Genomic DNA, 17,860 nt, shown 5'->3' with positions numbered 1-17,860 from the left:
CTGGATTTTATATTCCCCTGAAATAATGCCACCTTTCACGTCGCAGCAGGCCCTTCCATAAGAATAGTTATGCCTGTTTGCACAGATTCAGCTCGGCTTTGATTTGTCAATCCATGCAATCAAGCTCTGTTAGGTATTTGGTTCTTCTTGGCACCATTGCTGCTTTTGTCAGGACGTCGGCGGCTCGCGCGGCCTGTTTGCGTCCCCAAGCACCACGTCCCAAAGGAGAACACCATGCAACGCGCCATGAAACTGCTGGCCCCGGTCCTGCTGGGCCTGGCCCTCTGGCTCATCCCGGCCCCTGAGGGCCTCACCCCCGATGCCTGGGCCTACTTCGCCCTCTTTGCCGGCGTGGTGCTGGCCCTGGTGCTGGAACCCATTCCTCCGGCCCTGGCCGGGTTGATCGGCGTCACCCTGGCCACCATCTTCCGCCTGGTGCCCGCCGCGCCGGACAAGGCCGCTTCCGCCGGCGACGCCATCAAATGGGGCCTCTCCGGCTTTTCCAACGGCACGGTCTGGCTCATCTTTGCGGCCTTCATGTTCGCCCTGGGCTACGAAAAGACCGGCCTGGGCAAGCGGCTGGGCCTGACGCTCATCAAGCGCATGGGCAAGAAGACCCTGGGCCTGGGCTATGCCGTGGCCCTGGCCGACCTCATCCTCGCGCCCTTCATGCCCTCCAACACCGCGCGCAGCGGCGGAACCATCTTCCCCATCATCAAGAACATTCCGCCCCTCTACGGCTCCACCCCCGAAAACAACCCCCGCGGCATGGGCGCCTACCTGATGTGGACCGCCCTGGCCACCACCTGCGTCACCTCCTCCATGTTCCTCACCAGCCTGGCCCCCAACGTGCTGGCGCAATCCCTGGTGGAGAAGACGGCCAAGATCACCCTGAACTGGAACCAGTGGTTCGTGAGCGTGCTGCCCGTGGGCGTGATTCTCTTTCTGGCCACCCCGCTGCTCACCTACATCCTCTATCCGCCCAAGCAGAAGACCTCCGAAAACGCCCCCATCTGGGCCGGTGAAGAGCTGGACAAGCTGGGACCGATCAGCGGCCGCGAGATCATCATGGCCCTTCTGGCCGTGGGCGCTCTGTTGGGGTGGATCTTTTTGAAAGGCTACGTGGATGCCACCGCCGTGGCCCTGGTGGCCATCTGCATCATGGTGGTGGTCAAGGTCGTTTCCTGGGACGACGTGCTCGGCTACAAGCAGGCCTGGAACGTGCTGGTCTGGTTCGCCACCCTGGTGACCCTGGCCGACGGGCTGGGCAAGACCGGCTTCCTCAAGTGGTTTGCGGCGATGGCCTCGGCGCACATGCAAGGCTTTTCGCCCACGGCCACGCTCCTGGGCCTGACCGTGCTCTTCTTCGTCAGCCATTACATGTTTGCCAGCGTCACGGCGCATGTGGCCGCGCTGCTGCCGGTGATGCTGGCCACGGCCATGGCCGTGCCCGGCCTGGACATGAATGTGGCGGCCATGGTCCTGTGCGCCACCCTGGGCATCATGGGCATCCTCACGCCGTACGGCACCGGCCCCTCGCCCATCTACTTCGGCTCCGGCTACATCAAGAGCAAGGATTTCTGGGTGCTGGGCTTCATCTTCGGCACCATTTATCTGGCGGTCTTCCTGCTCGTGGGCTTCCCCTGGATTCTCATGCGCGGGTAAACAATCATGGCGGCGGGGTGCGCTTCAGCAGGAAACGCGCCCCGCGCCCTTTGCCGCAAGATGGCAGGAGAGCGCCCTTCAGGCGCTCTCTTGCTTTTTTGGAGGACCAACTTTACGATTGGCCATGCTTGGCATACACGATCTTCCGCTCTTCATCGCCTCGGGCCTGCTCCTGAACATCACCCCCGGGCCGGACATGCTGTACATCATCGGTCGCAGCTCGACCCAGGGTGCGCGGGCCGGCATGGTGGCCGCCCTGGGCGTGGGCGCAGGCTGCCTGGTGCACATCACTGCGGCCGCCCTGGGCCTTTCCGCCCTGCTGGCGGCCTCGGCCACAGCCTTCACCGGGCTCAAACTCGTTGGCGCGGCCTATCTGGTGTATGTGGGAATGGGGATGTTGCTGGCCAGATCCCAGGCCAAAACCACGCACCCTTCGGCCGACAGCTCGCCGGCCCGACCGGCCATGCCCCTGGGCCGGGTCTTTGCGCAGGGCTTTTGCACCAACGCCCTCAACCCCAAGGTGGCCTTGTTCTTTTTGGCTTTTCTGCCACAGTTCATCGACCCTGGCAGTCCGCGTACCGCCCTGGCCTTTCTGGTTCTGGGGCTCCTGTTCACCCTCAACGGCACGGGCGTAAATCTTGTTGTGGGCTGGAGCGCGGCGCGAGTGGCCACGCGGCTTGCGCGCACCGGGCAGGGTTCGTCTTCTGGCGGACTGGTCCGGTGGTGCAACCGCGCCGTGGGAGGTGTCTTCCTGTATTTTGGAATCAGGCTGGCCCTGGACAAAGCCTAGGCAAAGCCTCCAAGGGCTAGGGACACTGCCCGTTAGCGCGAAGAGAATACTTCCTTCACCACTTCCAGATATTGGGTGCCGTGCCGTTCGTCCGGCTCCAAATGGCAGCCCTCGCCCCATTCGTTCCAGGCATTGATGAAGACATACTGGAGCGATTGCGGCAGGTGCACCTCGGTGAACTTTCTGGCAAACTCGCAGTGCAGCTTGAAGGCCCCGATGGAGGTGTTGGTAAAAACCACACTGGCCTTTTTGTACCGCGGCGTATTGTCCCAGGAAGGAAAGACGCAGCGCATGCGAGGGTATGGCGACCGAGGCTTCAGGATCATCTGCTTCACGGTGTGCTGGTAGTCGAACTGGCGGGGGCCTGCCTGTTTTTTTAACATCCCGCCCGTACAAAGCCAGTCTGGCGCAAACTCCACTGCAGCCTGAAACCCGTACACTGCAGGGTCCTGCCCCTGTTCCAGCGCTTCCACGGCAACAAGATACACTCCGTCAAAGCCATTCCCCCTGGCCACCATATTCCAGATACGGCTGTATTCCTTGATGATGGGGATGCGCTCTGGCTCATACACCAGTAACAGCGGCCGGTTTTCTATCTTGATATATCGCGGATCCTGCAAATAGTGCAGCACGTGCTCCATAAAGCGCTGGGCATGTGCCGCGGAATACTCCTGTTCAATGAGCACTTCCTTGTTCTGCCCATACCAGGCCCGGGTCCAGGGCGCATTGGCCCAGCACAAACAGTACTCATTGGGGATATCCGGAGTGGACCGAATGATCCTCAGCGGCTTTTCGAGGAGGGTTGTATCCTTGAAGTGGTAGAAATAATAACAAAACGCCGAAACCTGGTGGCGCAGGGCCATGTGATGCTGCCGGACAAGCACCCTGGGGTCGGACAAATCGTAATACCCCAGCCCCGGCAGGGGGACATGGGGCTGGTAATGCCCGGGAAACAAGGGCGTTGCCGATTGCACGTTCCTCCATTCCGTAAATCCCTCGCCCCACCAGCGGTCATTCTCCGGAATACGATGGAACTGGGGCAGATAGAAGGCGATTGCTTTAGGCGGCATGGCGTGCGCTCGGCCATCCGAAGGCCGCTAGAAATCTTCCGGCAACATGTCCGGGTCCACGGGCACATGTTCGTGCGTGGGAGATTCCAGCGGGTCGGTGTGGCCGTAGACCGTGAGGCTCAGGGCATCCAGGAGGCGGATGCGGGTCATGGCATCCTGTTCGGTCATCACCGGCGGGGTCACGCCGCGGGAGAGCAGGGCTTCCATGGGCAGGCCGCGGGCGGTTTCCTTGAACTGCCGGGCCTTTTCCAGGGCGGCGTGGTAGAAACGCTTGCGGTCCATGAGCGCGGTATAGGAGGCGCAGCCCATCGGGGCTTCATCCATGAAGGCCAGGGCAGCCTGGAACAGCTCTGTGTAGCGGGCCTCCTGGCCGGGTGCCAGGCTGGCGCGCCGCAGGAAGGTTTGGAAAAACAGGATGTTCTCCTCGCTCCAGGCGCAGCGGGAGTTCCGCAAAAGCGTCCGGTACGGCAGGGCCCGCTGCTCGCCAAGGGCGTCATTCAGCTGCTCCAGAATGACCTCCGGCACCTGCCGGGTGAGCCGCAGCCGGGAGAGCAGGCGTTCCAGCACCCAGGTTGGCGGAATAAGCTCCAGCACCCCGCCATCGGGAAAACGCAGGGGCACGGCCTGCTGGTCCGCGTCCAGCAAGGCGAGCAGGGCCTCGTTTTCCAGAGCACTCAACCCCGCTCCCAAAAGCGGCTCCAGCCGGTTGCGTAGGGGGCGCTCGGGAAAAAACACCAGATCCAGCACGCTTTCGCCGGTGGCATCGCCCGAATCCAGCAGTTCGCGCAGGGCCTGGGCCGAGATTTCCCCGGCCATGCCCTCCACAAAGGCCAGCACGTCTCCCGGCAGGTCGATGCCCGCGGACAGGGATTCATTGATGGTGGCGGACAGGGCCTGTATGCGTGCGGCGGGTGCGTCCATTGTCTTCTCGTGCGGCCTCAATGCAAAAGGCGGTGGGGATTATCCCCACCGCCTTTTTTAGTACGACAATCCTACGAGTTAGGCAACAGCCTTAGGCCACGTCGCAGGGGGTGCCTTCTTCAGGCCGGGCGTGTTCCGCAGTCTCGGAGAGGGTGCAGAACTCGGGAGCCGGCAGGGCAGGCATGCTGACCTTGGCCAGATCGCAGGCTTCTTCCAGCACCGGGGCTTCGGCCATGGCCTTGAGGCGGGCGAAGCGGGCCTTGACCTGGGCTTCGATTTCGCAGCGCAGGCGCTTGGACTCTTCGGGGTGGCTGCGCTCCAGCATGCTGAAGCGGCTTTCCCCGCCCAGGAATTCCTGGATGGTGCCGTCCGGGGCCTTGGAATCCAGCTGGAAGGGATTCTTGCCTTCGGCCAGCAGCAAGGGGTTGTAGCGGAAGAGGGGCCAGTAGCCGGAAAGCGTGGCCTGCTTGCCTTCTTCCTGGGTCTTGCCCATGCCCCTGCGCAGGCCCTGGTTGATGCAGGGGGCGTAGCACAGGATGAGGGAGGGGCCGGGGTAGGCTTCGGCTTCCAGGAAGGCCTTCAGGGTCTGCTGCTTGTTGGCGCCCATGGAGACGGAGGCCACGTAGACGTAGCCGTAGGTCATGGCCATCAGGGCCATGTCCTTCTTGGCGGTCTTTTTGCCGGAGGCGGTGAACTTGGCCACGGCGCCGGTGGGGGTCGCCTTGGAGCTCTGGCCGCCGGTGTTGGAGTACACTTCGGTATCCACCACGAGGATGTTCACATCGCGGCCGGCAGCGATGACGTGATCCAGGCCGCCGTAACCGATGTCATAGGCAAAGCCGTCGCCGCCGAAGACCCAGAAGCTCTTCTTGGTCAGCAGGTCGCGACGGTCCCAGATGGGCTGCAGGGTGGGGCAGAGCTTGCCCATCTTGCCGAGCAGGAACTTGATGCGGTCGCCCCAGCTCTTGGAGGCTTCGGCATGGTTCATGTTGCGCAGCCAGCCGTCAAAGGCGTCCTTGAGGCCCTGGGGAATGTCCATGGCCATGGCGGCGCGCATCTGCAGAGCCAGGGTTTCGCGGCCCTGGGAGACGGCCATTTCCATGCCGTAGCCGTATTCGGCGGCGTCCTCGAACAGGGAGTTGCCCCAGGTCGGGCCAAAGCCTTCGGTGTTCGTCGTGTAGGGGAAGGACGGTGCCGAGGCGCCCCAGATGGAGGTGCAACCCGTGGCGTTGGCCACGAACATGCGCTCGCCGAACAGCTGGGTGAGCAGCTTGACGTACGGGGTTTCGCCGCAACCCGAGCAAGCGCCGGAGAATTCCATCATGGACTTGATGAACTGGGAGCCCTTGAGGGATTCGCGCTTGAGGAGGTTTTCCTTGTAGCTGATGGAGGCTTCGGCGTAGTTGTAGTTGGGCACCTGGGCAGCGGTCTGGGTGTCGATGGGCTTCATCACCAGGGCCTTTTCCTTGGCCGGGCAGATGTCTGCGCAGTTGCCGCAGCCCATGCAGTCCAGGGTGTTCACCTGCATGCGGTACTTCAGGCCCTTGAGCTCCTTGCCGGTGGCGTCCAGGGTGCCGAAGCCTTCGGGAGCGCCTTCCAGTTCGGCTTCCGTGGCCAGCACGGGGCGCAGGGCGCTGTGCGGGCAGACAAAGGAGCACTGGTTGCACTGGATGCAGTTCTCGGACAGCCATTCGGGCACCAGGATGGCCACGCCGCGCTTTTCGTACTGGGACGTGCCCACGGGGAAGCGGCCGTCGGGCTCGAAGGCGGAGACGGGCAGGGTATCGCCCTTCTGGGCCAGGATGGGCTTCATCACCTTGGCGATGAACTCGGGCTCGTCGCTGGCAGCGGCAGGATGATCCACGGCGTCAGCCCAGGTCGCGGGGTAAGCCACTTCCTGCAGGGCGTCCACGGACTTGTCCACGGCGTCCCAGTTCATCTGGACGATCTTGTCGCCCTTCTTGCCGTAGGTCTTCTTGATGGAGGTCTTCAGCAGATCGATGGCCTGCTCGAAAGGCAGCACGCCGGCGAGCTTGAAGAAGGCCGTCTGCATGATCATGTTGATGCGGCCGCCCAGGCCCACTTCACCGGCGATCTTCACGGCGTCGATGTTGAAGAACTTGAGCTTCTTGCGGGCAATGGCGCGCTTGATGGACGCGGGCAGTTCGCGTTCCATGTCTTCCAGGCTCCAGGCAGAGTTCAGCACAAAGGTGCCACCGGCCTTGATGTCGCCCAGAATGTCATAGATCTTGACGTAGGTGTCCTTGTGGCAGGCCACGTAGTCCGCGCTTTCCACCAGATAGGTGGACTTGATGGGCGAGGAGCCGAAGCGCAGGTGGGAGACGGTGATGCCGCCGGACTTCTTGGAGTCGTACGCAAAGTAGCCCTGGGCGTACATGTCGGTGTTGTCACCGATGATCTTGATGGCAGTCTTGTTCGCGCCCACGGTGCCGTCGGCGCCCAGGCCCCAGAACTTGCACTGCACGGTGCCCTTGGGGGTGGTGTCGAAAGCCGGACCCAGGGGCAGGGAGTTGAAGGACACGTCGTCCACGATGCCCACGGTGAAGTGCGTCTTGGGCTGGGCGGCGCGCATGTTCTCGTACACGGAAAGCACCATGGAGGGGGTGAACTCCTTGGAGCCCAGGCCATAGCGGCCAGCCACCACGCGGGGCTGGATGTCCTTTTCCAGGAAGGTGGCGCAGACGTCCAGGTACAGCGGGTCGCCGGTGGCCTGCACTTCGCGGGTGCGGTCCAGCACGGTGACGCAGGCGGCGGTGGCGGGCAGGGCCTTCAGGAACTCGTCCTGCAGGAAGGGCCGGTACAGCCGGACCTTGATCAGGCCCACGGCCTGGCCTTCGTCATTGAGGCGGTTGACCACTTCTTCAATGGTTTCGCAGGCGGAACCCATGGCCACGATGACGCGGTCGGCTTCCGGATGACCCACGTAATCGAAGGGCTTGTAAGAGCGGCCGGTGATGGAGGCGACCTTTTCCATGCACATGGGCACGATGTGCGCCAGGGCCTTGTGGTAGGGATTGGACGCTTCGGCAGCCTGGAAGTAAATGTCCGGGTTCTGGGCGGTGCCGCGGATGTGCGGATGCTCGGGGTTCATGGCCCGGTCCTTGAAGGCCTTGACCTTGTCCCAGTTCACCAGCTTCTTCATGTCGTCATATTCAATGACGTTGATCTTCTGGATTTCGTGGGAGGTCCGGAAGCCGTCAAAGAAGTGCAGGAACGGCACGCTGGACTCGATGGCGGCCAGGTGGGCCACCAGGGCCAGGTCCATGACTTCCTGCACGGAAGAGGAGCACAGCTGGGCAAACCCGGTCTGCCGGCAGGCCATGACGTCCTGATGGTCCCCAAAGATCGACAGCGCGTGGGAGGCCAGCGCGCGGGCAGACACATGGAAGACACCGGGCAGCAGTTCGCCGGCGATCTTGTACATGTTGGGGATCATCAGCAGCAGGCCCTGGGAGGCGGTGAACGTGGTGGTCAGCGCCCCGGCAACCAGGGAGCCATGAACCGCGCCGGCCGCGCCAGCCTCGGACTGCATGGTCCGCACGTCCAGCACCTGGCCGAAAATGTTCTTGCGGCCGGTGACGGCGATTTCATCCGCCAGTTCGGCCATCGTGGAAGAAGGGGTGATGGGGTAGATGGCGGCCGCCTCGCTCATCGCATAAGCGACGTGCGTTGCGGCAGTGTTGCCGTCCATGGTCTGGGTGCGCTGGGCCATCGAACGCTCCTGTGTGAGGTTGAGTGGTGCGGGGTGAAATTCGTTGGTACTTACACGACACTGTTTGATTCATCAATCAGAATCTTGTTTGATGAATCAATTTTTTTGAACATGCCCCTTGACCATCTCCAGGCCGTGAAGCATACCCCAAGGGCGTCCCTTTTGTGAAGACGCGTCCCGCTCCGTTTCAAATGAGGCTCCTCATGTCTTCAAAAATCTTGCCCTGTTGCGTTCAAGCCATTTTCATAGTTCTTTTTTGCACATGCGCTGTACTGCAGGCAGGCCCGGGCCAGGCCTTCTCCGCGGCCAGCCGGCCGCGCACTGTGGCCATTCTGGCCTTTGAATTTCTGGGTGAAGGGGCGCGCGTTTCGGCCAACGCCACCACCCACCGCGGCCGGATGGTCACGGAAATTTTCACCACCGAGGCTGTGCGCAGCGGGGTGTTTCAGGTGGTGGAACGCAGCGTGCTGGAAGGCGTGCTGGCGGAAATGGAATTCGGGGATACCGGCCTTTCTGGCTCGGCAGCCCAGAAGATCGGCCGCATGGTCAATGCCGATGCCGTGCTTTCCGGCGCTGTGTCCGAATATCGTGGAGACCTCCGCCTCGACGCCCGGCTGATCAACGTGGCCGATGGTCGGGTTATCCTGGCGGACAAGGCCTTTGCCAAGGACACCCTGCCCTCCATTTCCGAGGCGGTGGAAGAGGTGCTGGAAAAAATGGCCGAAGCCCTGGCCGTGACCGCCACTCCCGACGCCCGCTCCCTGCTCAACGCCACCGTCAGCAACCCGGCCAGACCCGCCCCGGCACAGGAGACCGCGCCAGAGCCCACACCTGAGCCCGGGCATACCGCGCCCCAGCCCGGTCCGCCCGCGGAACCGCAGGCGGCCGCGCCGCTTGCGGCCGCTGCCGTGGCGTCCGCCCAGGAGGCCCGGCCCCTGCCCGCAGCGGGCTTGGCGGTGTCGGCCTCGTCGTTCGAGGCGCCCACCCAGGAGGCCAGCTTCGAGCCCGGCAATGTCATTGACGGCGACCCCACCACAGCCTGGATGGAAGGTGGCAGCGAGGGCGGACCCGGCGAATGGCTGCAGCTCTCCTTCGGCAAGCCTACCTTTGTGACCGAGGTGCAGTGCGTCAATGGCCTGGCCGCGCCGCTGCTTTTTCAACAGTATAGCCGCATCAAGGAGCTGGATGTGGAGCTCTCCACAGGCCGCACCCTCCGCACCAGCCTGACCGATTCCTTCCTCTGGCAGCCCGTGGTGCGGGTGGATGCACAGGTGGAGTGGATCAAGCTGCACATCGTGTCCGTGCACCCCGGCCGGCGCTGGAAGCGGGCGGCGCTGTCCGAACTGGAAGTCACCGCCCGTCAGTAAGGAGGCGGCTAGGCCACTTCCGCCACCACCCGGCAGGGCAGGCCGGTGCCATGGACGTGCGCCTTCCCGACACATTTCGGACTACAGCGGTGCAGAATTTTGACCAAGACGCTGTACAGATTCTGCCTGCTCTGCTAGGTAGATGGGAAGTGAGGCAATGCGCCGTCCACGCGGCCGGCCGTTGCTGGCTATATTACCGTCACGTCATCCTCATTGCGCGCTGCCTGAGCATGCTCCGGCAAGGAGGCCCCATGCGCCCCATACCCCTGATGCCCCTGTTCCGCACCGCACCTGCCCTGAAGACGCTGACGGCCGCGCTGCTGTTGCTGGCGGTCCTGACTGGTTGTACTGCCGTGGTGGTGGATGAACCGTATGTGTATCGGCCAGCCCCGCCCCCACCGGCGGTCATTGTCCTGCCTGGCGAGACGTATGGCGCCCCCCCGCCCCCGAGCCGCAGGCAATACAACAATCGCATCAATGTCTGCAATGCCAACTACAATACCTGCATGGCCTCTTGCAACAACTTCATCAACCCCTCGCAAAAGGCCCTGTGCATCAACCAGTGCAATGCAGCGCTGCAGCAATGCCAGAGACAATCCCGCTATTAGCATCGCTCAATATCCGTTGCCGGAGTCGGACATGACGTCAAAGCCTTCCTCGCCTGTCGCCCAGCCCAGCTCCCAGGGCTCACCCGCCGGCCCGTCCACTGGCGCTTTGCCGCGCCGGCGGCTGGGGGAACTGCTGGTCACCGCCAGACTTATCAGTCCGGAAGTGCGCAATCAGGCCCTGGACGAGGCCCGCCGCCAGAACATGCGGCTGGGGCAATACCTGGTGCTGCAGAAGGTCATCAAGGAAATCCACCTGGTCAAAGCCATCAGCTACCAGCTCAAGGTGGAGATGTTCAATCCGCAGCGGCACATTCCGGATACCCGGCTGCGCGAGCTGCTGCCCCGCGAGCTGCTGGTGCAGCGCCAGCTGTGCCCGGTCACCCGTCAGGGAGAGATCCTGTACGTGGCCATGCTGGACCCCACGGACATGCAGGCGGTGGATGACATCGTCTTTGCCACCGGCCTGGATGTGGAGCCACTCATCTGCACCAAATCCCAGCTTGCCGCGGTGCAGGAGCAACTTTTAGGGCAGGCCCTGATCCATCTTGACCAGCCGGCCGAATCCGCCACGCCCGCTCCTGGGCCTGACGTTCAAACAACGCCGGCCATGCCCTCTGGCGAGCTGACCCTGAGCCTGCCCATCGACATGGACGCCATCCAGGCCCCCGGCGCCTATGCCTCACCCCAGGGCTTGGCGGCAGGACAAAATGGCAGTCTGATGGACAAAGCCGGCCGCACCCCGGCCGCGCCCCACCATGCCGCAGGCTCCACGGCCCTGCCGCTGGATCTGGATGCCTATTCCGTCTCCATGTCCGGCCTGCTGCAGGAAATGGCCGTCAACACCGGCGCGGCCCTGGCTCCTGGCGAGTCTGGCCAGCCGGAACTGACCCTCATCGACACGCTGGACGCCATCCCCGAAGTGGAAGCCCTGCCCGTGGAGGTGGTGGACGCTGCCGCCACGGCGCCATCCGCCACCGCTGCGGAGCAGACGCCGGACATCCGTCTGCAGGATGCGGCCATTGCCCGGCGCATCCAGGCCGTGGCCGGCGTGAGCTACGAGCGGGAAGAGGTCATCCGCGCGGCCCTGATGCTCGGGCTGGCCGTGCTGGAGGAAGAACCCCGGCTGGTGACGGCCCTGAACATCCAAACGCGGGACCCCTGGCGCTAGCCGGCGCGCGTGGCGATTTTCATGGACCAGAAACACCCCTCCGGCACCAGTCCCGGCTCCGGGCGTTCCGGCCCGGCTGGTTCTTCCGGCCCGGCGAAATCCACGGCCAGGGCCGAGAGGCGGCTGCAGGAGATGCTTACCCGTCTCAAATCCATCGGCCACCGCCTCACCCCGCAGCGCATGGCCATTCTGCGCGAGCTGGCGGCGCGCCACGACCACCCCTCCGTGGAGCAGCTGCATCAGCGTGTCCTGGAACAGTATCCCAACACCAGCCTGGCCACGGTCTACAAAACCGTCACCCTGCTCAAACAGGCCGGCGAGGTCCTGGAGCTTGGGTTCAGCGAGCAGGACAACCGCTATGACGGCGTGCATCCCCTGCCGCATCCGCATCTCATCTGCACCCGCTGCGGGACCATCCTGGATCCAGAGTCCCCAGACACCCAGCGCGCCGCCCTGGAACGCATGGCCAGCCAGCTGGCAGCGGAAACCGGCTTTGCCGTGGCCACCTTCCGGCTGGATTTTTACGGCCTGTGCCCGGCCTGCCAGGCGCAAGCCCCCCAGCTTTCCAAGCATTCCAAAGAATAACGCCCGCCCTCGACAGGGTCTTGCATCTGGCGTACTGGAGGGGCAACAAGGAGCCTTTTTTCATTATGACCATGCCTCGCCCTTTGCCCGCCGAACGCCTGCGCGCCTGGCTTGATCCGGCCAAGCTCCCCTGTGACGACTCCACCGTGATTGCCCTCAACGGCAAGCCGTCCGACACCCAGCCCAAGGCCCAGCCGCGAGCGTTGGACGCCATGCAGCTCGGCCTGGCCATCAACGACCGCGGGTACAACATTTACCTCTGCGGCGAGGCCAACCTCGGCCGTACTTATCTGGTCCGGGATTTCCTCACCCCGCACGCCAAAAAGCGGCCCACCCCGCCGGATCTCATCTACGTCACCAATTTTGACGACGTGGACAAGCCCAGGCTCATCAGCCTGCCCCCCGGCGGCGGCAAACTGCTCAAGCAGGAGCTGGCCCAGGCCTTCACGCGCATCAAGCGTGATATTCCGGCCAAGTTCGAGCACGAGACCTACTTCAACCGCCGCAAGGCCATCACCGACGGCCTGCAGATCGCCCGCGACGAACTCCTGGAGCAAATGGCCCAGGACGCCTCGTCCCAGGGCTTCAACCTGGATATCGACGATGAAGGCGGCTACACCATCTACCCCCTGATGGAAGGCAAAGTCCTTTCCCAGGACGAATACCAGCGCCTGGACCCCACCACCCGCAAGGCCATCAAGCAGCGCAGTGACACCCTCATGCACGCCATGAACGGCCACATGCGCAAAATGTTCCTGGAAGAACGCGATGTGCGCGAACAGGAACGCACCCTGGACGAGGACACCCTGCGCGAGGTGCTGGCCGAGCACCTCCACCCCCTGCGCGACCGCCTGAAAAAAGAGTGGAAAAACAAAGAGCTGGACGATTTTTTTGAGGGCATTGAGCGTGATGTGATCGAGAACCTGGATCTGGTGGCCCCGCGGGACAGCGCAGCCCAGGAGCGCCCCCCGCAGGCCGGGGGCGTGGCCGGCAGCCTGGGGTTCGATGGCCTGCCGCCTTCCCTGGAAGACTTCTTCCTGCGCTATGAAATCAACGTCTTCGTGGACAATGCCGACACCCAGGGCGCGCCCGTGATCATCGAGGATCACCCCACCCTCTCCAACCTCCTGGGGTGCGTGGAGCGCGAGGCCGAGATGGGCGCGCTGGTGGCCGACTTCTCCCTGATCAAATCCGGCGCCATTCACAAGGCCCAGGGCGGCTTTCTTGTCCTGCATGTGGAAGATATCCTCCAGCATGCCGGCGCCTGGGAAGGCCTCTTGCGCGCCCTGCGTTCCGGCCTGGCCAAAATCGAGGACCCCGCGGAGCAGCACGAAACCACCCGCACCAAGACCATCGAGCCCGAGCCTCTGGTCCTGGACGTCAAGGTCGTGCTCATTGGCGGCGACGAAGCCTACGAGGCCCTGCTGCATCACGACGACCGCTTCCACAAATTCTTCAAGGTCAAGGCCCACCTGCAGGAACGCATCCCCCGCGACGGCAAGTCCATCAAGCAGTATCTGGCCAGTCTGGCCCGCATCATTCACGAGGCGAACCTGCTGCCCTTCGACCGGCATGCCCTGGCCCAGCTGGTGGATTACGGCTCGGTGCTGGCCGAAGATCAGCGAAAACTCTCCCTCAAGCTGCCGCTCCTGCGCGAGCGCATGCTCGAAGCCTCGGCCCTGGCCCGCATGGACGGCGCACGCATGGTGGATGGCGCCATCCTGGCCCGGGCCATCCAGGCCAAGGAATACCGCTCCAACCTCTACGAAGAAGAATTCATGGAGGAATACGACCGGGAGCTGATCAAGGTCTCCACCTCTGGCTCCCGTGTGGGCACTGTGAACGGGCTCTCCGTCACCTGGTACGGCGACTATGAGATCGGCCTGCCGCATCAGATCAGCGCCACCGTGGGCGTGGGGCATGGCGGCATTGTGGACCTGGAGCGCGAGGCCGAACTGGGCGGGCCCATCCACACCAAGGCCATGATGATCCTCAAGAGCTACCTTGTCTCCCTCTTTGCCCAGGACAAGCCCCTGGTGCTCACGGGCAGCCTCTGTTTCGAACAGAGCTACGCCCATGTGGAGGGGGATTCGGCCTCGGGCGCGGAGCTGGCCGCCCTGCTCTCGGCCCTTTCCGGCGCGCCGCTGAATCTCTCTTTGGCGTTCACCGGCGCAGTCAGCCAGTCCGGCGGCATCCTGGCTGTGGGCGGCGTCACCCGCAAGGTGGAGGGATTCTTCAAGGTCTGCAAACGCCGGGGGCTGACCGGCGAGCAGGGCGTGCTCCTGCCGGCGGACAACATCGTCCACCTGATGCTGTCGGAAGAGGTCCTGGAGGCCGTGCGCGCCGGGGCCTTCCATGTCTACCCCGTTTCCAGCATCGAGGACGCCCTGGAGCTGCTCACCGGCATCCCCGCCGGCAAGCCCCGCAAGGACGGCGGCTTCACCAGGGACAGCCTCTACGACCGCGTGGACAAACGCCTCGCCGCCCTGGCCAAGATGGCCAGGGAATACGAAAGCCGCCGGTAAGCACCGCGCGTCTCACACAAACGCCGAGGGCGCCTTTCTTACGGAAAGGCGCCCTCGTTTTTTGCTAAAACAGCTGCTTGAACAGTTCCTCGCCCGAGGCTTTGGGGCGGGGGGTGGGAGGCGGGGCTTCCTCGTCATCCGCGCTGTCCGAGACATTGCCCCCGGCAGTGTTGGCCACAGGCTGGCCGGAAAAGTCGGCGTAGTTCGTGTCGTAGTCCGTGTCGTCTGGTGCTACCTGCGGTTCGGTACCGGCGATGAAGGGCAGGATGAGGCTGTCCGGCGCGGTGCTGGGCACGGGCATGCCCGTGCTTTCCGACACGCTGGCCATGACCACCCCCTCGGGCATGGGAAAATCTGCCGCAGGGTACTGATTCTCCACAGCCAGGCGGTAGGAGACGAAGATGGGCAGGGCGGCCCGGCCGCCGGTTTCCAGCCGGCCCATGGCCGCAACCTGATCAAACCCCACCCAGACCCCGGTCAGCAGCGAGGGCGAGAACCCCATGAACCAGGCATCTTTTTCGTCATTGGCCGTGCCGGTCTTGCCCGCGATGGGCCGCCCCAGGGCCGTGGCCTTGCGGCCGGTGCCATACTGGACCACGTCCTTGAGCATGGAGGCCATGACATAGGCATTTTGTGGGGAAATGGCCGGAGTGATGCGGGGTTGCGGCACCATGAGGTTGCGCCCCCAGGCGTCGCGCACCACCAGCACCAGCCGGGGGGCGATGGTGGCTCCGTCCGGACGGGCAAAGGCCGTGTAGGCCTGGCAGAGGTTGATGGGCCGCACCGCCGTGGCCCCCAGGGAGACGGCCAGATTATTCGGAAAATCTCCCTCCAGCCCCAGGGCCTTGGCGCGTTTGATGACCGTATCGATGCCGATGCGCTCGGCCACGCGGATGGTCACCAGATTGCGGGACTTGACCAGCGCCGTGCGCAACAGGGTGGGGCCGAAGAATTTGCCCTCGAAGTTCCCTGGCCGCCAGACCTGATTGCCAAAGCGGTATTCCGCCGGCGAGTCCAGCACGATGGAAGCCGGGGTGAAGCCGTTGTCCAACGCGGCGGAATAGACGATGGGCTTGAAGGACGAACCTGGCTGCCGGATGGCCTGGGTGGCGCGGTTGAAGTGGCTTTCCTCAAAGGAATAGCCGCCCACCAGCGCCCGGACCTCGCCGTTTTTCGGCTCCAGGGAAACGAGGGCCCCCTGTACCTTGGGCCGTTGTTCCAGGGCCAGGGTCAGGCCCTGTCTGGCGTCCACGGGCGGCGTGGCGGCACGGGGTGCGGCCGAACCTTCCACGTGCATTTCCACAGCCTTGGCCGGCTGTTTGGGATCCACCACCGAGGCCCAGACCACGTCGCCCACGGCCAGCACGCGCGTGGCGTCCTTGATCTGGCCGGCGGCCTCGAAATTCACTTCCGGATTGGGCTTGCGACACCAGGCCATGGTCTTCACGCTGATGCGTCCCTGAAACGGCCCCACGCGGACGGTGGCCCCATCCGGCGCGACCTTGGTCACCAGGGCCAGGACCCATGCGCCATGCACCAGGGATTCCGGCCTGATGTGTTGGTCCTGCAGGAATCCTTCATACTCCTGCGGCGCCAGCTGCCTGACCGGCCCCTGCCAGCCGCGGCGCTTGGAAGACGCCTCCAGCCCGCGGCGCATGGCCTCCTCGGCGGCGCGCTGGTGGGTCATATCCAGGCCCACCACCACCTGCAGGCCGGATTCGTACACCGCGTCCTCGCCGTACTTGGGCTGGGTCACACCCTGGCGGGAAAGGTTCTTTTCCGAAAGCGCATCCACCAGCCAGCGGCGGACTTCTTCCAGATAATACGGCCCGACCTTCCAGGAGGGGTCTTCCATGCGGTGGTAGTTCAGGGGCTGGGCCATGGCCTCGTCGTATTCGGCCTGGGTCACCCAGCCCAGCTCCAGGAGCCGGCCGAGGACGTATTCCTGCCGCGTGCGCGCCTTGTCCGGATTGCGGTAAGGATCGTACTCTGACGGCGCCTTGGGCAGGCCGGCGAGGATGGCGGATTCCGCCAGGGTCAGCTCGCCCACATGCTTGCCGAAGTAGGCCCGCGCCGCGGCCTCCACCCCATAGGCTCCCGCGCCGAGATAAATATGATTCATGTAAATGGAAAGCAGATCGTCCTTGCTCAGGTATTTCTCCAGGCGATAGGCGATGATGGCTTCCTTGATCTTGCGCTCAAAGCTCTTCTCCGGCGACAGGACCAGCTGTTTGATGACCTGCTGGGTGATGGTGGAACCGCCCTGGCGGATCTCGCCGGCCATGAGGTTGCGGATCATGGCCCGGAGGATGGCCGACAGATCCACGCCGGGGTGCTGGTAAAAACTCTGGTCCTCCGCAGCCAGAAAGGCCCGGGGCAGATGCACAGGGCAGTCCGAAAGCTGCACCAGAAAGCGTTTTTCCCGATAGAAATATCCCAGCACCTCACCCTGGCGGGTGTACACGGTGGTGGCCTGGGGCGGGCTGTAGTCCGTGAGCGTCGTGAAAGGCGGCAGGTCGTGCGAGGCCCACAGATACAGCCCCGCAATACCGGTCAGCCCGAACAGCATGGCCACCACGACCAGAACGAGCAGGAACTTGAGAACGCGATTCATGGCAGGAAACTTCCTCCTGAAGGAACACGGGCTATGCCGCGCTCCATGGGGACAAAATGCGGGCTTGGGTCGCCTATGGCGTCATGATTGCGGCCGGGTCCGGGCAAAGGACGGCGGCGGCACGGGCTGGCCGGGTTTGGGAGGCAGCCCCCAGGCCAGCCGCAGCCGGCCGTGCAGGGTGCGCACCTCGCTTTCACGCATGTGCAGCAGGGCCATCACCTCCTCCCGCGTCCCTCCTTCCCGGAGAGCCTGGCAGCCGGTGGCCTGAAGCATGGTGATGCGTTCGCCCTGCATCCAGAACGGGAACAGCCGACAATAATACGGCCGCGCCTCCGTGGGCAGGGCACACCCCCTGCTGCCCAGGAACACGCAATCCCCGGACGCCGTGGTGGCCAGCCGCAGATGAAACTTGTGCGGTGGAAAAAGCCCCTCCACCACGCGGCCCTCGCCCGGAAACAGACGGCGCAGGGCATCCACAAATGGCGCGGTGTTCGGCTCCTGCACAAAGGCCCCACGCATGCCGCCCACCACATCCAGAATGCGCTCCCACTCCATCACCGACACGGGAAAGCACAGCCCGGAGCCGCCGGGATCCAGGCGGCAGCAGGTGGCCCCATGGCCGGCGCAACGGGTGCAGACGGTATCGCGGGTGAAACGGGCAGGAGAAATGGCGGAGTCGGATGCGTTGGGCAAGACTGGTCCTGTCGCGGCTGCGGGACGGGCCTGAGACGGCCTGACGCGAATGTGCTTCGGGGAAGAGGCCATCCCGTCCCTGTTCATCCCCCCATGATATGTGCTTGGCCCGCGCCTGTCC

The 17,860-nt window shown here is 64.0% G+C and carries 12 protein-coding genes; 7 read left to right on the top strand and 5 right to left on the bottom strand.

The genetic code is table 11. The annotated features are described in order from the left end of the window. Nucleotides 1–234 precede the first annotated feature (234 nt). Both ACYQ00_RS13370 and ACYQ00_RS13365 read left to right on the top strand, forming a co-directional pair. Nucleotides 235–1,665, top strand: coding sequence for an anion permease (locus tag ACYQ00_RS13370; RefSeq protein ID WP_460032640.1), 1,431 nt, complete (start codon nucleotides 235–237; stop codon nucleotides 1,663–1,665). A 124-nt stretch (nucleotides 1,666–1,789) separates the two neighbouring features. Then, the gene (locus ACYQ00_RS13365) at nucleotides 1,790–2,455 is read left to right on the top strand and encodes a LysE family translocator (RefSeq protein WP_460032639.1); all 666 of its coding nucleotides are present in this window, start codon (nucleotides 1,790–1,792) and stop codon (nucleotides 2,453–2,455) included. A gap of 32 nt (nucleotides 2,456–2,487) precedes the next feature. Here ACYQ00_RS13365 and ACYQ00_RS13360 read toward each other — a convergent pair whose 3' ends face one another. The 3 genes from ACYQ00_RS13360 to nifJ all read right to left on the bottom strand — a co-directional run bounded on the left by ACYQ00_RS13360 (nucleotide 2,488) and on the right by nifJ (nucleotide 8,179). Then, nucleotides 2,488–3,525, bottom strand: coding sequence for a glycosyltransferase WbsX family protein (locus ACYQ00_RS13360; protein ID WP_460032638.1), 1,038 nt, complete (start codon nucleotides 3,523–3,525; stop codon nucleotides 2,488–2,490). Nucleotides 3,526–3,552: 27 nt separating this feature from the next. Continuing rightward, entirely contained in the window at nucleotides 3,553–4,446 is an 894-nt protein-coding gene (locus tag ACYQ00_RS13355) for a hypothetical protein (RefSeq protein ID WP_460032637.1), read from the bottom strand. Between the two features lie 91 nt (nucleotides 4,447–4,537). Further along, nucleotides 4,538–8,179, bottom strand: coding sequence for a pyruvate:ferredoxin (flavodoxin) oxidoreductase (nifJ, locus tag ACYQ00_RS13350; RefSeq protein WP_460032636.1), 3,642 nt, complete (start codon nucleotides 8,177–8,179; stop codon nucleotides 4,538–4,540). A gap of 323 nt (nucleotides 8,180–8,502) precedes the next feature. Between nifJ and ACYQ00_RS13345 the strand changes: the two genes are divergently transcribed. From ACYQ00_RS13345 to ACYQ00_RS13325, 5 genes are all read left to right on the top strand, one after another. Beyond that, nucleotides 8,503–9,546, top strand: a complete 1,044-nt coding sequence (locus tag ACYQ00_RS13345) for a FlgO family outer membrane protein (protein ID WP_460032635.1) — start codon at nucleotides 8,503–8,505, stop codon at nucleotides 9,544–9,546. 251 nt (nucleotides 9,547–9,797) lie between these two features. Then, a complete protein-coding gene (locus ACYQ00_RS13340; protein ID WP_460032634.1) occupies nucleotides 9,798–10,154 on the top strand; it encodes a hypothetical protein in 357 nt (118 codons plus the stop codon). Nucleotides 10,155–10,185: 31 nt separating this feature from the next. Continuing rightward, nucleotides 10,186–11,322, top strand: a complete 1,137-nt coding sequence (locus ACYQ00_RS13335; RefSeq protein ID WP_460032633.1) for a GspE/PulE/PilB domain-containing protein — start codon at nucleotides 10,186–10,188, stop codon at nucleotides 11,320–11,322. A 21-nt stretch (nucleotides 11,323–11,343) separates the two neighbouring features. Beyond that, nucleotides 11,344–11,907 carry a Fur family transcriptional regulator gene (locus ACYQ00_RS13330; protein ID WP_460032632.1) on the top strand — a complete coding sequence of 188 codons (564 nt, stop codon included), beginning with the start codon at nucleotides 11,344–11,346 and terminating at the stop codon, nucleotides 11,905–11,907. A 65-nt stretch (nucleotides 11,908–11,972) separates the two neighbouring features. Continuing rightward, on the top strand, nucleotides 11,973–14,432 hold the full coding sequence (locus ACYQ00_RS13325; protein ID WP_460032631.1) for a Lon protease family protein: 2,460 nt from the start codon (nucleotides 11,973–11,975) through the stop codon (nucleotides 14,430–14,432). Between the two features lie 64 nt (nucleotides 14,433–14,496). On the opposite strand, the gene ACYQ00_RS13320 is transcribed toward ACYQ00_RS13325, so the two are convergent. Together ACYQ00_RS13320 and ACYQ00_RS13315 are read right to left on the bottom strand one after the other, a co-directional pair. Further along, complete coding sequence (locus ACYQ00_RS13320) at nucleotides 14,497–17,046, bottom strand: penicillin-binding protein 1A (RefSeq protein ID WP_460032630.1); 2,550 nt, start codon at nucleotides 17,044–17,046, stop codon at nucleotides 14,497–14,499. Nucleotides 17,047–17,127: 81 nt separating this feature from the next. Further along, the gene (locus ACYQ00_RS13315) at nucleotides 17,128–17,739 is read right to left on the bottom strand and encodes a YkgJ family cysteine cluster protein (protein WP_460032629.1); all 612 of its coding nucleotides are present in this window, start codon (nucleotides 17,737–17,739) and stop codon (nucleotides 17,128–17,130) included. Nucleotides 17,740–17,860 lie beyond the last annotated feature (121 nt).

The sequence above is a fragment of the Megalodesulfovibrio paquesii genome (genome assembly GCF_054653055.1).
The sequence above is the reverse complement of the archived record's forward strand: the minus strand, read 5'-3'. Positions and strand labels throughout refer to the sequence as shown.

Bases quoted from the DNA above. Each gene is read 5' to 3' on its own strand.
- ACYQ00_RS13365 (WP_460032639.1), top strand. From the start codon at position 1,790: ATGCTTGGCATACACGATCTTCCGCTCTTCATCGCCTCGGGCCTGCTC.
- ACYQ00_RS13340 (WP_460032634.1), top strand. From the start codon at position 9,798: ATGCGCCCCATACCCCTGATGCCCCTGTTCCGCACCGCACCTGCCCTG.
- ACYQ00_RS13355 (WP_460032637.1), bottom strand. From the start codon at position 4,446: ATGGACGCACCCGCCGCACGCATACAGGCCCTGTCCGCCACCATCAAT.
- ACYQ00_RS13370 (WP_460032640.1), top strand. From the start codon at position 235: ATGCAACGCGCCATGAAACTGCTGGCCCCGGTCCTGCTGGGCCTGGCC.
- ACYQ00_RS13330 (WP_460032632.1), top strand. From the start codon at position 11,344: ATGGACCAGAAACACCCCTCCGGCACCAGTCCCGGCTCCGGGCGTTCC.
- ACYQ00_RS13325 (WP_460032631.1), top strand. From the start codon at position 11,973: ATGACCATGCCTCGCCCTTTGCCCGCCGAACGCCTGCGCGCCTGGCTT.
- ACYQ00_RS13360 (WP_460032638.1), bottom strand. From the start codon at position 3,525: ATGCCGCCTAAAGCAATCGCCTTCTATCTGCCCCAGTTCCATCGTATT.
- ACYQ00_RS13335 (WP_460032633.1), top strand. From the start codon at position 10,186: ATGACGTCAAAGCCTTCCTCGCCTGTCGCCCAGCCCAGCTCCCAGGGC.
- ACYQ00_RS13320 (WP_460032630.1), bottom strand. From the start codon at position 17,046: ATGAATCGCGTTCTCAAGTTCCTGCTCGTTCTGGTCGTGGTGGCCATG.
- nifJ (WP_460032636.1), bottom strand. From the start codon at position 8,179: ATGGCCCAGCGCACCCAGACCATGGACGGCAACACTGCCGCAACGCAC.